This window comes from Alkalibaculum sporogenes (assembly GCF_009362815.1).
Lineage (GTDB): Bacteria > Bacillota > Clostridia > Eubacteriales > Alkalibacteraceae > Alkalibaculum_A > Alkalibaculum_A sporogenes.
In genome coordinates this window covers 38,951-54,817 of record NZ_WHNX01000019.1, presented here as the reverse complement: position 1 = coordinate 54,817, position 15,867 = coordinate 38,951, and the positions used below count along the sequence as shown (strand labels likewise).

At 32.3% G+C, this 15,867-nt stretch carries 15 protein-coding genes; 3 read left to right on the top strand and 12 right to left on the bottom strand.

The features are described from left to right. Positions 1-576 (top strand): BclA C-terminal domain-containing protein (locus tag GC105_RS17500; RefSeq protein ID WP_152805098.1); only part of this gene is annotated, 576 nt, incomplete at its 5' end. A 142-nt stretch (positions 577-718) separates the two neighbouring features. Here GC105_RS17500 and GC105_RS11985 read toward each other — a convergent pair. From GC105_RS11985 to GC105_RS11935, 11 genes are all read right to left on the bottom strand, one after another. After that, positions 719-1,678 carry a glycyl-radical enzyme activating protein gene (locus tag GC105_RS11985; RefSeq protein ID WP_152805096.1) on the bottom strand — a complete coding sequence of 320 codons (960 nt, stop codon included), beginning with the start codon at positions 1,676-1,678 and terminating at the stop codon, positions 719-721. A 22-nt stretch (positions 1,679-1,700) separates the two neighbouring features. Next, positions 1,701-4,127 (bottom strand): glycyl radical protein, encoded by a 2,427-nt coding sequence (locus GC105_RS11980; protein WP_193708405.1) that lies wholly within the window; start codon positions 4,125-4,127, stop codon positions 1,701-1,703. Positions 4,128-4,298: 171 nt separating this feature from the next. Next, positions 4,299-4,487: a hypothetical protein gene (locus GC105_RS11975; RefSeq protein WP_152805092.1), complete on the bottom strand. Its 189-nt coding sequence runs from the start codon at positions 4,485-4,487 to the stop codon at positions 4,299-4,301. A gap of 69 nt (positions 4,488-4,556) precedes the next feature. Then, positions 4,557-5,258 (bottom strand): B3/B4 domain-containing protein, encoded by a 702-nt coding sequence (locus GC105_RS11970; RefSeq protein ID WP_152805091.1) that lies wholly within the window; start codon positions 5,256-5,258, stop codon positions 4,557-4,559. Positions 5,259-5,369: 111 nt separating this feature from the next. Further along, on the bottom strand, positions 5,370-5,654 hold the full coding sequence (locus GC105_RS11965; RefSeq protein WP_152805089.1) for a putative quinol monooxygenase: 285 nt from the start codon (positions 5,652-5,654) through the stop codon (positions 5,370-5,372). Between the two features lie 46 nt (positions 5,655-5,700). Then, on the bottom strand, positions 5,701-7,299 hold the full coding sequence (locus GC105_RS11960; protein ID WP_152805087.1) for a complex I subunit 5 family protein: 1,599 nt from the start codon (positions 7,297-7,299) through the stop codon (positions 5,701-5,703). 76 nt (positions 7,300-7,375) lie between these two features. After that, on the bottom strand, positions 7,376-8,125 hold the full coding sequence (locus tag GC105_RS11955) for an acyl-[acyl-carrier-protein] thioesterase (protein ID WP_152805085.1): 750 nt from the start codon (positions 8,123-8,125) through the stop codon (positions 7,376-7,378). Positions 8,126-8,451: 326 nt separating this feature from the next. Then, a complete protein-coding gene (locus tag GC105_RS11950; protein ID WP_152805083.1) occupies positions 8,452-9,189 on the bottom strand; it encodes an amino acid ABC transporter ATP-binding protein in 738 nt (245 codons plus the stop codon). Further along, positions 9,186-9,848 carry an amino acid ABC transporter permease gene (locus GC105_RS11945; protein ID WP_152805081.1) on the bottom strand — a complete coding sequence of 221 codons (663 nt, stop codon included), beginning with the start codon at positions 9,846-9,848 and terminating at the stop codon, positions 9,186-9,188. Before GC105_RS11945 ends, GC105_RS11950 begins: the two co-directional genes overlap by 4 nt. Before the next feature lie 12 nt (positions 9,849-9,860). Continuing rightward, positions 9,861-10,619 (bottom strand): transporter substrate-binding domain-containing protein, encoded by a 759-nt coding sequence (locus GC105_RS11940; RefSeq protein WP_152805079.1) that lies wholly within the window; start codon positions 10,617-10,619, stop codon positions 9,861-9,863. 207 nt (positions 10,620-10,826) lie between these two features. Next, positions 10,827-12,269: a PucR family transcriptional regulator gene (locus GC105_RS11935; RefSeq protein ID WP_152805077.1), complete on the bottom strand. Its 1,443-nt coding sequence runs from the start codon at positions 12,267-12,269 to the stop codon at positions 10,827-10,829. 284 nt (positions 12,270-12,553) lie between these two features. Between GC105_RS11935 and GC105_RS11930 the strand changes: the two genes are divergently transcribed. After that, on the top strand, positions 12,554-13,942 hold the full coding sequence (locus GC105_RS11930; RefSeq protein WP_152805075.1) for an MFS transporter: 1,389 nt from the start codon (positions 12,554-12,556) through the stop codon (positions 13,940-13,942). 102 nt (positions 13,943-14,044) lie between these two features. On the opposite strand, the gene GC105_RS11925 is transcribed toward GC105_RS11930, so the two are convergent. After that, on the bottom strand, positions 14,045-15,076 hold the full coding sequence (locus GC105_RS11925) for a uroporphyrinogen decarboxylase family protein (RefSeq protein WP_152805073.1): 1,032 nt from the start codon (positions 15,074-15,076) through the stop codon (positions 14,045-14,047). A gap of 372 nt (positions 15,077-15,448) precedes the next feature. Here GC105_RS11925 and GC105_RS11920 point away from each other — a divergent pair, with 372 nt between their 5' ends. Next, positions 15,449-15,775 carry a DUF6951 family protein gene (locus tag GC105_RS11920; protein WP_152805072.1) on the top strand — a complete coding sequence of 109 codons (327 nt, stop codon included), beginning with the start codon at positions 15,449-15,451 and terminating at the stop codon, positions 15,773-15,775. Positions 15,776-15,867 lie beyond the last annotated feature (92 nt).

The following is a 15,867-nucleotide window of genomic DNA, read 5'->3' as shown; positions in this document are numbered from 1 at the left end:
ACTGGACCTATTGGGCCTGCTGGTGATACTGGACCTATTGGGCCTACTGGTGACACTGGACCTATTGGGCCTGCTGGTGATACTGGACCTATTGGGCCTACTGGTGATACTGGCCCTATTGGGCCTACTGGTGATACTGGCCCTACTGGACCTGCTGGTTTACAAGGATTAGCAGAGTATGCCTATATTTATAATACCGATGCTGGCGTAATTGCATTAGAAGAAGATATTCCCTTTAGTAATAATGGTATAATCACACCAGGTATCATTCACGCACCTGGTACAACTACTATCTCCCTTGTAAATGCAGGAGACTATGCAGTTTGGTTTAATGTAGCGGGTGTTGAACCAAATCAGTTTACTCTGTTCCAAAATGGTGCTCCCGTTGATGGTGCTATATATGGTTCAGGAGCGGGTACTCAACCTAATCCAGGTATGGTAATTATCACAGCAGCTGCAGGTGATGTATTGACTTTAAGAAACCATACAAGTAGTGCTGCAGTTACTTTACAAACCTTAGCAGGAGGAACTCAACTCAATTCTAATGCCTCTATATTGATTCAAATGATAAGTTAGTTTCGCGAGTTAGTCAAACTTTCCTATCTAAAAGTACCCTATATAGCACTTTGCTGTCTTCTATAGGGTACTTATACTAATATTTTTAGTTTTACTGATATAAATTAAACTATTTTCCTTTCAAAATACACTTAAATTGCATTTAATGGATAGTAACTGTTAAACCAAAATCTTCAAGAATTTCTTTTAATTTCTGAATCTTCTCATCTGATGGTGGCTCTGCTTCTAATACTTTAACATCGTCAAATATCCTCTGATATTTTGTAATTCCCAAATTATGGTAAGGCAATAGTTGAACTAGGACAACAGCTTCTCCTAATGATTTACAAAATTCCCCTGTTTGCCTAATATTATCTTGTGAATCATTGAAGTGTGGAATTACTGGAATACGTACCTGAATTTTTCCACCTGCTTTTGCTATACGTTTTGCATTTTCTAGTATCTTCTCATTTGCTACTCCAACTACCTGCTTATGTTGGACACTATCCATATGCTTTAAGTCATAAAGAAATAAATCTGTATAGGGCAATACAGCATCAATATTCTTACCATCAGTAAATCCTGTGGTATCAAGAGCAGTATGTATTTCTATCTCTTTGAGGCTCTTAAGCACTTCAAATACAAACTGTGGTTGAGAGAGTGCTTCTCCACCAGAAATCGTAACACCACCACCTGACTGTTCATAGAAAGGTGTATCTTTAGAAACTCGATCTACTAAATCATTTACTGTGTATTCTTCACCACACATACTTAATCCGCCTGGATAACAAACTTCAGTGCAGCTTCCACAATTATCACATATTTTTCTATTAATATGAACATACTGGATATCCTCATCAGTTCCACTTTTTTTCGTTACTTCTCCCGGTGTAATAGCTCCCTTTTCACACACATTTAAACACTTACCACATTGTTCTATTCCTATGCACCTCATTGACATCCAACTTAATTGTGAGCCAAAAGCCTGTGACTCTGGGCTATGGCACCAAGGACAACTAAGAGGACATCCCTTCAAAAATACTGTGGTTCTTATACCTGGTCCATCTTGAATAGAAAATCCTTGAATATCGTATACTTTGCCTTTTAAATTTATCCCACTCATAGCAATACTCCTATAAATTTATTTATAATGTTAATTCCGTACGTTGAATCAGATCATCTTGGCAATTTTTAAAAAGTTCCACAAAATATGCACTATAACCTGCAACGCGAACTACCAAATCCTTATATTCTTCTGGATTTTCTTGTGCCTTACGTAGAGTTTCTCCACTAACTACATTGAGCTGCATCTCCATACCGCCCATACTAAAATAAGTTTTCATCAACGCTTCAAGCTTAGCCATTCCAGTTTCATTGCTGAGTGCTGTAGGGTGAAATTTCATATTTAATAGTGTACCATTTGAATATTTTTCTTGTGGAATATTTGCAAGAGATTTTAGTAAAGCAGTAGGTCCATTTTTATCCAATTGTTGTACAGGAGAAATACCATCAGATAAAGGTTCATGCTTTCTTCGTCCATCAGGTGTCGCAGGTGTAAGTAGTCCCCATAAGACATTTGTTGCTACTGGATATAATCCCGGTGCAAATTTGCATCCCCGAATGTTAGTAAATGAAGAAACTATATCTGCAAATAGATTTAAAAGCCACTTAGCCCACTCGTCGCAGTATTCATTATCATTACCATAGTGTGGAACCTTGTTCAATATGAACTGATGCAAATCTTCTTTTCCTTCCCAGTTGTTCATAACAGCCTCATACAATTCTTTCGCAGTACATAGCTTATGGTCATATACCATATATTTAATTACAGCCAAGCAATCAATTGCATTTCCAATACCAACACCAGGCACTCCACAACTATTGTTCTTTGCGCCACCATTCATTACATCTTTCCCAGACTCCATACATCCATCCATCATACAAGAAATAAGTGGTTGAGCCATATGCTCTGCAGCAACTACCTCAAACATATTAACCATTGTCATCTGCCACTCTAAAAAGTATTTATATTGTGTTGTAACAGCTTCTAGAACATCATCAAATGTATCCATCTCATAAAGATAACCTGTGTGAGCTCCAGTTCTTTTATCACTTTTGTTTCCATAACGGTCAGTCATAGGATTATTACCATCGTTAATAGCATGGATAATAGCCATAGGCATATTCCAGTAAGCCTCTCCACCTGAACCACCACAAGCTGGCCACTCATCCCCAGTACCACCAGGTTCAACACATCCTATCAAACAATAATTTCTTGCACTCTCAAGGTTCATCCGTCCATTCTTCATTAGTGCAGGGATAATGACATCATCATTTTCAAAAGTGGGTACACCACCACATATTTTGGTAGTTTCTAAAGCCGCTTCCCATAATTCTTTTGGTGTATTTTTATTGATACGCAATGCCATTGGTGGATCGTGTAGAATCAAACGCCCTGCTGTCTGAAGCATCATATATGTAACTGCATTAGTTGCATCATTATTTTCCTTGTCAACACCACCTAGTGTCATCAGCTGACCGACTGTATATCCAGTAACTGTAAGTGTTGTTCCACTAAACCATATCTTATTCATCTCTGCTACTTTTAAAGCAAATAAATCAAAAATTTCTTGCGCCTTTTCAGGTGTGGTACGTCCAGCTTTCAGATCAGCTTCGTAGAAACTTCCTAGGTATTGGTCAACACGTCCAAAGCTAATCCCATGCATATTATTATGTAAGCACATTCCAATTTGATACAAGAACATTACCTGAATAGCTTCATAGAAAGTACGAGCAGGATTTTCCATAATCCAGTTTAAGGAGTCTGCCATCATTTCTAACTCTGCTTTTCTTTCAGAATTCGTGCATTCTGCAGCTTGTCGTGCTGCTTCTGCAGCATATCGTTTTGATAAAACAATCATACCATCTGAAACGATTACAACTGAACGATAAAAGTTGTATTGTTTAATCGTATCAGTTTCCATATGTCCTTCCATTTCAGCCATCTTAGCTTGAGCCTCTGCTTTTACCGCACCAAATCCTTTACGAATTGCTTTATCATAATTCGAACAGAAATGGCCTACAGGTGCAGCACAAATGCCCTCACTATTATAAACAGTAACCTGATTGCCAACTGCAGAAAAATATCCCTCTGGAATATACTGGTCAACCATAGCACTTAAAGAATTCTTCTTCCAATATGGTATAACGCTTTTTATGTATTCCCAGTCTTCTTCATCAATAATATATGGATCAAGTTCTCTATTAAATAACTTTCCATTGTCATAATCAGCTTGCATCCACGTAATATCATTTTCTGGAAATAAAGCAGAACCACGATATGTAGAAGCCATACTACCTACGACAACTTCATCTTCACTGATAAGAATTGGCGTCTTTTCTGCGATTTCTTTAAACACCATAGCTCTCTTCAAAATACCTGTAATATTAGGATTATTTTGATAAAAATCTGTGACTATTTTTAACCTTGAAGTGCACACTTTTGGTATTGTATTACGATATTTATCTCGCATTTTTAAAACTTTTATTGGTACAGGCTTTAATTTATACATACTACTCATTCCTTTCATATACATTTACTGTAAATACTTAAGTATCAGTCCTATTATACAGTAGCTTATAATAAAATATAATGTTAAAAATAGACGTGCTTTTCATAAAGATGTCCTTACCTCATGTTATGTAATAAGCATAATCATATTTTTAAAATGTATTTTATTAATTTAGGGCTTATTATTGTTTTTGTTCTTCTCTATGTATATGTCTAGCACTTTAATACCTCTTCTAGATAATTTGACAAAAATAATAAAAGCGTATATTGATATACTTAAAAAGAATAATATGATAAATATATTAATAATATTAGCACCGATCAAGATCATATCAATACCTCCTGGGTCATCTAATCTCATACTTTTCCTCCTTAAATTATATATATGACAGAGTATCATATACAACTTCCCTATATTAAGATGATATGATTAAAAATTTATAGTTTGAGTCTGTAAATCCACAATATACTTTTCACAAGTTCCATGAAAACGATTTATTACGAGGTGTTCGATATCCTCCATTGTTTTACATAATGATGATTTTTGTTTGTCATCAAACCCAACTATCTGGAAAAATACATTTTTACTATTTAACGTAGTCTTCCCTAGCTCACTCTGCCTCCACACCCATTTTCTAGTCTGAACTTTATTTCCGCTTGTAAATACTAGTTCCCCTTTTTCGACATTTTCATATTCTTCGGCACCAAATGGCAAAAATACATCTCCATCCCTACTGATTCTAACTTCTAGATCATCTTTAAGATCAATTAAATCGTGGGCTCCTAAAGAAATAACATTTTCAATTGATACAGCATTACATAAATCAACTAATGCATTAATTGTAGGCAGTTGGCTTCCTTTTAAAATTCTTTTAAACATAGCTTCAACAGATGCTGGAAATTTATTTGGGTTTATTCCTGCCTTTGTCATAACTTCTCTATATGAAGCAACATTTGTTAATTCTCGAACTTGTTCAGCCTTATATATTTCACGCATTTTATCTTCTGCATTTCTCAACCTTTGTTCATCTTTTAAAGTTGTCTGAGTGTTTCTAATATTTTTACCTATTATTATCCCAAATTTGATATTTTGATTAAGGTTAAAAACTGATTTTTCAATTGTGTATTTCATTAAATCTCCTCCATTTTTTATATCAACATCCTATGTTAATGTTAATGGACATATCATTTATTAATCGATTTTTGTCTTGATTTTTGTCTTGATTTTCCCTCATTATCATACTTATATTGGTTTTAAAATTGTAACTGTAGGTTCATCTAATATAATATCACTGGCAATATCATTGAAAATTTTTATATGTGGCGTATCCATATGTGCAGTTTGCTCCTCAATCGTATTCCAAGATTCTATAAACACCAATACCTTCTTATCACCTACATCTTCAAATAATTGATACGAAACACACCCCTTATCAAACTTAGAGGCATTTGCCAATTCGGACAATTTTTCTTTAGCTAGTTTAATTTTTCCCTCTTTAATTTTAAATCGTGCAATAATAGTAATCATTTTTTCCTCCTTATTATAGGTTTTATATAATTAATATTTGATCAAATTAATGTGTCATTTTTAAATATACTAGGGTAAAAGAAAAGAATAAAGTTATAGTTAAACATACGCCATTAAAACTTAACTCAAATTTATTTAATTTACTCATGAAATTACTCTTTTTTAACCATCCATGATATATGAGAACACCGAAAAAAAGAGTTATTATAAACATGATAACCTTTGAACCATATAATAAAGGATCAACCGGTATTTTTACATCAAATAATAATTCTATCAATTCTTCTCCAAATATTCCGCCTATAAAACATATAATACCTAGCGCCAATACAACAGAATTTCTAAAAATATCACTTTTGCATTTTTTGCCAGTGTCTACACCAAAAAACATTTGAGAATACTTTACAAATGATATAATAGTTCCTAAGTTAACTAGAATCAATCCATACTCAGCCCAACTACCACTTGTCCCATATGCTATCAAGTACTTTGAAACACTCCCATTAAAAAGAGGGGCTCCTGTTATTCCTAAAATAGCAAATATTGAGGCAATAGAAGCAAAAGGCATTCTCTTAAAAGCACCTTTTATCTTATATATATCTCTCGTTTTGTATTCATCTATAATCATTCCAGCAGTGAGAAAAAGTGCTGACTTAAAAAATGCATGATTTATAATATGATAAATCGCTCCCCAATTTGTCTCGATATGATTCATATTAAGGCCCATCATTATAAGCCCAATCTGTGAAACTGTGTGGTATGCTAAAATAAGTTTTATGTCTTTTTGTGCAATTGCGAGAATAAATCCTACTACTGCAGTAATAAATCCCATTACTAAGAAAAAATCTGTAGTATCTATCTGAGATGAAAATGCCTGCTGTACTCTTATAAATAAATATATTCCACTCTTCACATAGAGCCCTGAAAGCACTGCAGATATTACAGAAGGTGCACTAGGAGTTCCATGAGCTTTAGGTAGCCAACTAAACAATGGCATCAAAGCTGCTTTCAAACTTACAGCAGTTATTATAAAAGCATATGGAAGTATAATACTAGCTGGACTATCTAAGACCTTTATAGCTGATTCAATACCATATAAATCGATAACTCCTAATACTTTATATAATATACCTACCCCTAATAAGAAAAATGACATAGCAACAACATTTATAAGTAGATAAAGCATACCATCGTATATTGACTGACTGTCTTTTTTAAACATAATAAGCACACTAATTAGAACAGTAGCTACTTCGATTAACACGAATATATTAAACAAGTCATTTGATAAAAACAAAGTTATAATTAAACCTTCTAGTACAATAAATAGAAACATGAATAAGTTATCACAATACTTTTCTTTCACATTATACAAAACCATACCCAAAAATAAGATAACTGTTAATAGTACCATTACAGTCGCAAGTAAGTCTGCTCTCAATGTAATAGCTACATATCTTGGCCACTCACCTATGTTTTGTAATACTGTCCCATTGAACCTTACGTAAGCAAAGTTCACTGATGCTATGATTACCAAAACTAACTGTAGTATCACCATTATGTATTTAGATATTTTTGATGGCAGTATCGTATAAGAAGCTGAAACTGTAATTGGTAGCAAAATAAGCCATAATAAATTAATCATCTACTACATCCTTTTATTTAAATTCTGTAATTTACTTGTTTTTTATGGATCACTTTATTATTATGTCACATACTAACTACTTAGTATCCCATATAGTATTAATACAGCATACTACCTCATTTTGGTCATTTTTGATTTCATGGTAACCTGCTAATCTTTCGTCTAACTTTACAATGTCTGTGGTTACAGATATTTCATTATTTAATAGCACTTCTTTCTTAAATACAATATCAAATTCACACAATGTATAATCTCTTAGTGTCTCTTCTGGTGTAGCGTCTAAAGTCCATGCAATATATCTTGTGTTATTTACATGACCATTAAAGTCTATATCCGAACGCCCTGATTTGAAACTTCTTATTATTAAACTTTTCTGAGGTGTTACTAACTTATTAAATGGTACAACTATTTTTTTATTCTTATCAATACCATATGCTTGGTAAAATTGATCACCTATTTTTAACATCCTTTGTGTATCACCGTCAATGAGTAGCCACTGGGAATTAGCAGTAATTAAAATTTCTCCACTATTATTTGAGATGTTAAAATCTCTGTATGCAAATACTTTATTAAAGCCAACAGCATTTGTGGTAACACTAATCTTATCGTTGTATTTAGGATAACTATGTACCTTTACATGATATCTAGTTATAATCCAATTTAGCCTATGCTCCTTTATATATTCTAATCCAACACCTATTCTTTCACTCTGTTCCATTGCAATATCCTGTAAATATCTTAATAGAACTTCTGGTAGCAAATTATAAAAATTATCGACTTCATAACTATGTACTAAATAATCCTTTGTTGTAATAATTCCACTCATTATTGTCTTTCCTTTCTCTATTACATATATATATATATATATATAATAATACCATATTCTTACTAAAATAATTATGCTCAATGTAATTTTTAATATAATAACATCGTATACGTTTATATAATAGAAAAGGAATATAGATCATTTAATTAGACGATCTACATTCCTTCCACACTTATATTATAGCAAACCAATATTCATATCATTTACAAGTTTTTATTCTTAATGTATTCATGTTTTTATGGCAATAATTGCACCTTAACAGTTAATTTCTAACCAACTTAATAATGCATAATGTAATAATAATATCCACAATTAATTACCATGTTTTACGCTGATAAAACCTTGTTCAAAAATTCTATAGTTCTTGGATTTTTGGGATTTGTAAACATTTCTGATGGAGGAGCCTCCTCCATAATAATACCTTCATCCATAAACAAAACTCTATCAGCTGCGTCTTTAGCAAATCCCATCTCATGAGTTACAACAACCATTGTCATCCCCATTGATGCAAGTTCTTTCATTACTGATAAAACCTCTCCTACCATTTCTGGATCTAAAGCTGAAGTAGGTTCATCAAACAACATAATAGCTGGCTCCATTGCAAGTGCTCTAGCAATAGCCACACGTTGTTGTTGTCCACCTGAAAGTTGTCTAGGCATTACATCTGCCTTATCTAATAAACCAACTCGTTTTAAAAGTTCAAGAGCTTTATTTTCAGCTTGCTCTGTAGTTTTCAATTTTAATTCAAGAGGTGCCATCATAATATTTTTCTTAACACTAAGATGTGGAAATAAGTTAAATTGCTGAAACACCATTCCGATATTAGTTCTGATTTTATTAATGTTAGCATCCTTATTTGTTATTATCTTTCCATCGACAGAAATATCACCTTCTGTTGGTTCCTCTAGACGATTTAAACACCGTAAAAAAGTTGACTTCCCTGAACCACTAGGCCCTATAACACAGACAACTTCTCCTTTGAAAATTTCTATATTAATACCTTTTAGTACTTCTAATTTACCAAAGTATTTATGTAAGTTATCTACTTTTATTTGTGCTGTCATATTTGCACCTTCCTCTCCACAATCTTGGCTATTTGGGTCAGAATAGTAATTACGACTAAATAAAATATCGCTACCCAAGTATATGTAGCAAAAGCCTGCATTGATCGACCTACATAAATTTTTGCCTGGTACATAATATCAGCAAAACCTATTACGGAAATAATGGAAGAGTCTTTTAATGTAATAATAAACTGATTTACCAGTGAAGGTAAGCATATACGCATAGCTTGTGGCAAAATTACTTTCCTCATAGCTTGTCCTCTTGACAGACCTAGACTTCTAGCTGCTTCCATCTGACCTGAGTTTACGGCTAATATTGCACCTCTAAATATTTCTGACATGTACGCGCTAGCATTAAGCGTTAGAGTAATAAGACCAGCAGTAAAAGAAGTAAAACGTACATCAAAACCTAAAAACTGAAGAAGCTGGGGTATTGCAAAATAAAGATAAAAAACCTGTACCATCAATGGTGTTCCTCTGATAATTCCAACGTATATTTTAGAAATCCAACGAAGAGGTGTCTTTGATAATCCCATTAGAGACAAAACTAATCCCAACATAAATGCTATTAGAAGTGACAATATCGTCACTTCTAATGTTACCTGTACTCCTTTAAATAATAAAGGACTAACTTCGCTAAATACTTTACCTAAATTCATATTAATACCTCATTATTCAACGGAAATATACTTGTCAATAATTTCCTTATACTTTCCATTTTCTTTTATGTTCACAAGTCCTGTATTAAACATTTCTAATAATTCTGTATTTTTATCTTTAAGTACTGCAAAACCATATGACGAGCCCTTTTCCATTTCTGTTACCATCTTAAGCCCATTACCTTGAGATATGCCATATCCCATTACAGGATAATCTTCAAAACACGCAACAGAATTACCTGTAATTACATCTTCATACATGAATGGTGACTCATCAAAATAAACTAATTCAAAATCATATGTATCTTGTATTGATTCAGCAAATGTAGCTCCTTCTGTACCAACTTTTACAGCTACTTTTTTACCATCTAAATCTTCATATTTTTTAATAGCCTCATTTGAAGCACTTACAGCCATTACAACACCAGAATCATAATAAGGTGCAGAAAAATCATATACAAGCTCGCGCTTTTCTGTGATACTCATACCTGCAATTACTGCATCAGACTGATTTGATTCAAGAGCAGCTACTGCCGCATTAAAGCCAAGAGGATTAAGTTCATATTTAAATCCCTGATCTTCAGAAATTGCTTCTAAAATTTCAATATCAATTCCTACATAATTACCAGAACTATCTTGAAATTCAAATGGTGCAAATGTGGTGTCTGTTGCAATTTTATAAACAGTATCATCAGGTGAACTTCCTGAACATCCCGCTAACATAACAACAGCAATTATTAATGCCATAACTAAAATTTGTTTTCTTCTCATTAATTATTCCCCCTACAATTTAATTACATTACTATTTATTATACATTATCAAGAGAAAAATAAATATAAAAACATGTACAAATTGCAAATGAAATTGCATAAATACATGTATGGCTATAATTCTAATAATTTATATATTCCAAATACTAACAGAGTAATGATTATTTTATTATATTGTAAATTTTGCTATTATAATATTACTATATATTATAATACAGCATTAATATCAAGAGTTGTTTGCTTTATTTTTTGGTCATAAAGTGCAAGTATCCTAATTGATAAGGACATGTAGTCTCTAGTGTAGCTATCTTCAATATCACATCTCATTCCATCAATAATTTTATTAATACGGTAAACCAAGGTATTTCTGTGTATAAATAGCTCCTTTGATGTATTTAATAATGAACAGTTATTATTTAAATACGTAGCAATAGTTTTAATTGAATCTGATTTATTTATATGCATATCCATAATATCTGGATGACAAGCGCATACTTTTTCTTCTGCAACTCCAGAATCGATAATATAATCTATAGCATAATCATAAAATTCGTATAAATTTGATTTTTTATTGTATATTTTCCCATATTCAATTGCATATAGTGCTTGTAACCAGTACATCTTCAAATACTTTAAATTTATAAATGGCAAACTAATACTTGCAATCATCTTATTTTCAAGATCCAAAGAATGGATTTTGTTAAAAATTGGTGTTATAGCCTCATTAACTACTATCATCACTCTATTTTGAAATATTAAAGAAGGACACTCAGGAAGCAATTTATTGATATCCTGTTGAATTAGCAACAAGCTCTTTTCCATTGTATCTTCTGGCTTAAGTGTTAATACACATACTCTTAAGGGATCATTTTTATTCCAATAATGATATTTTAAAAACATTTCTATTTCGTCACTACTAACGGAATAGTTTTTTAAAATCTTAAATAAAGTGTCTTGCCCTTGTAAACCTTTTTCATTGGATTCTAATCTCATCATTATATGTGCAATAATTTTTGACAAGTGTTTTAGGATTTGCTCATCTCCTAAATTTATTCTTCTATCTCTTTGTACAACAATAAAACGCGCGTATACAATATTATCGTACACTACTGGACATGTCATAAAATCCAAATCACTATCAGAATCAAAACGGTATGTTTGACACGTATACATATTTTGAGTTTCAAATACAGCTTTTTTAAGGGACTCAATTGAAACATGGCCGTGTAGACTAATATATCTCCATTCATCGTTTACATCATTTATACCATACTGTTTTGTTTTTGCTATCACCTTTTTGTTATTACCTATAAAAGCAATAGGATTGTTAATAATGTGCCAACATTCTTCTATTATTGTATCAAAATCAAATTTTTCCGCATACTCCCTCATTTTATCATCCCACTCATCGTAGAAATCAAAAATTTCAGCTAAAATTTCAAAAGCATTTTCAACACTCATCTTATATAAAATAATAGTATCGCCTTCTCCGGTACAAACCACGTCTTGATCTTTTTGCATCAAATGTACACAATGATCAATAGGAACTAATCTGACACTTTTCAATGTTGCTAAAGCATTCTCTTTAATGTTAATTTCTGTTGAATAATCCTCTAAACAATTTGCAATCATCCACATACTTAATTTCATAAATCCACCATCATCCTAATTTATTTTTATAAAATTTTAGTATTAATCATATGAAATACATATTAATTTTTTGTATTATTAGCCTGTATAAAACGATAGATATTTATAATATTATTATAATATGTTATTTATTTATAAAATGTAGAAATGCATCGTATAGGTAATATTATTCTAAACGAACATTGCAGTACTACAGTTATAATTTAAAGGAGGGATCGAAATATCGTAATATATAAATAACAAATAAATATTCTATCATATCATAAATAATAGGAGGCTACAAAATGGCTAGTTTAACTAAAGGTCAAGTTAATTCGTATGCATTTTATGGATTTTCAGTAAGTGTAGGTATCGCAATACCTATGAGTTATCTCACAATTTTTATGACAGAAAATTTATATTATAGTGCAGCATTAATGGGAACCACCTTATTAATTGCACGTATCTTCGACTTTTTGATTGGTTTAATTTCAGGAGGCGTTGTCGAAAAATCAAGGTTTAAATGGGGTAAATTTCGTTCTTGGATTTTAATCTTACGTTTTGTTGTATTTCTCGGTTGTATTATTCAATTTATTGATACTTCAGCACTTTCTACCATACCTAAAATGATAATTACTATCATAGGTTATGCTATGTTACATTGGTCTATGAACTTCCTTCAAATAGCTCAATTTGGTACTCTTTCAGCTATGGCAGGTACAAATATGGAAGACCGTGCAAAACTATCAATTAGAACTTCTCAATTTATGGCGGCAGCAATGATAATAACATCTGCTATAGCTCTTCCTTTAATACAATTTCTAACACCTATTGTAGGTAATAACAGCTCATATTTAATCGCTTCAATATTATTCGGACTCGTTTACCTTATTGGCGCTACAGTGTTGACAAGAGCCTCTGCACCCTACGATCTTCCACAATCAAAGGAGTCAGATATAAATTCACCTACAGTAACAGTTAAAGACATGATAAATTCAGTTTTTACTAATAATCAATTATTAGTGTACATATCATCAAGTATACTTTTTTATGTAGGTATGATGCTTGTCCAAGGTATTATGGCATATTACTTTATGTTTGTACTAGGGAATCTAATATTGATGTCAGTAGCTATGACTTCTACAACAGTTTTTGGGTTAGTAGCTAGTATAATAGGCCCAAAATTCGGTTTAAAGTTGGGCAAGAAAAATGCTATGGTCGTTGGACTACTAGTTTATGCAGTAGGTAGCATTGCTATAACCTTCTTTGCAAGGACCTCTTTGATAGTTTTTATAGTTTTAAGTTGTTTTAATGCACTAGGTATGTATTTCTATATGGGTTTTGGAGCAAACTATGTGCTCGATATTGGTGAATATGGATTCTATAAAACAGGAAAAGACAATCGTGCTGTAGCAATAGGTGTGATGAATATACCAATGAAAGTAGGCTTGGCACTTGGTGGTGCGCTAGGAGGATACGGTCTAGCATTTGTTGGATACACTCCAGGTATGGCACCTAATCCAGATTTTATCTCTAAATTCATGTGGCTAATAGGCGCTTTCCCTGCAGTCTTTTATATTTCAGCAGCACTTATAATGTTATTCGGTTACAAAATAACAGATGAAGATGCAGCTAAATATGCACGAGTAAATGCCGAGAGAATGTCTAAACAAGTCGTTACAGACGAGGCATAAATAAAAACCAAACTATACAGCCAGTACAATTATGTATTGGCTGTTGTTTTATTTCAAATGTGATGAGTCACTCGGTTCTTTGCTACTATTAAAAATTACTATTTATAAATAGTAGTCCCTACCGTAATAATAAGCCTCATTCAAAAGCCACTCATTAACTTTGCTTATAATAGGATCATCAACGGGTCCTAAAGCAAAAGGTGATATTGCAAATCCTCCACCAGGAGCAAATTTATCTATAGAATCTCTTACTGTCTGTCTAATCATTTCTTCGTCAACCTCTGGCCATGTAATCGGTACTACCCAGTCATAACCTCCCGCTATAGCGAGTTTACCCTTGTATTTCTCTTTAATCCCTAATAGATCATTTGTAGTCTGAGCAGGATCCCACATTCTAACGCCAAAATCAAGCATGTCATCAATAAAATCTTCACATCTTCCACAATTATGAAACTGAACAGGAATACCTCTTTCGATGGCTGGTTTTGTTAACCTCACGTAAATTGGTTTTAAAATATCTCTATACATTTCAACAGAAACAAAAGGATTCATTTGAGCAGCAGTATCGTCAAGTACATAAACCATATCTGGCTGATAGTATTCCACTGTCTTTTCAACAATAGGAACAATAAAATCTGCTAAATAATTAAGTAATTCTTTTACTGATTCAGGTTCTTCATACATTGCACAAAGGCCATTGGTAAAACCCATAAAGGCGATCAATTGCTGAAAAGGCATTAATTCAATAGGCGCCATAGCTGCAGTAGTACTACGGTCAAGTTCAGCAAATGCAAAATCTTTCTTAGCTTGTTGCTCCCAATCAACATCAGGCATTTCAGGATTTTTTATTGCTTTATACCATTTTGTAACATCTTCCAATAAAAAATTGTTTGGTTCAGGTATAGCAGCATAACCTGTTTCTTCATTTGTTACATATTTTACTCCCCAAATGTCGTACCTAGGTTCTGGTGTTGGTATATGGGGGTTGGGCCACAAAAATGGACCACACATTTTATATGCTGTATCACCTTTATAACCTGGCATACCCATAGTATGTATTGGAACCCATTCTGGCATTTCACCTCTTACGATACGCATATAATTTTCTTTTGGTGTTAATTTTGATTTTATCATTGTAATTTACCTCCTAATTATTTTTCACATAATTGTATGATAAATATTTTATAAATATATACTATTTTACTATAACCTTAGCATAATTAGAATCAAAATAGCTGAATTTTCTAAATAAAATTCTTGATAGTTCAAATGTACATGAAAACGAATAGTCCCAAAATTGATTAGAAGAAATTTCTGTATTATATAGGCTATAAACAGATGAATTACTCATAATAACTGTTTCTTAGTACACTTAGTATTTATGTTTATTTATTGGTTATCATGGGTACATATTTTACATCGAATAAAATAGTAATTGATTTTCAACTACTAGCAGTCAATATAAATTTCTGAATAAAATTATGTGTATAAAAGGGGAGAATAATTTTGTCGACAGTAATAGTAAAACCTGGGATTTGTGGTCTAGAATCAAAAATTGTAGTTACTAAAAAAGATAATGATCAAGATAGTTATTTAGTTGAAATCCGCATAGAGAGTGAATCGGATAATATCAAAAGACTTGCTAAAGAATTAAAAGAAGTCAATGGATTAGAAGAGTGTTTTAACAATTTCTCCACATCTCTTGTATATAAATTAAGTTCTAAATGTGGCTTACACTTAGCTTGCCCAGTACCAAGTGCAATTATAAAAGCTATTGAGGTTGAGTGTAATTTAGCGCTACCAAGAGATGTTGAAATGACTATTTCGAAATAATCATAAAAAGTTTTTTTTATATCTAGAGGTGTTCGAACTTTCCTATTTTATAAAAAAGATCCAGTAAAGACAACTTATAAACGTCTTTACTG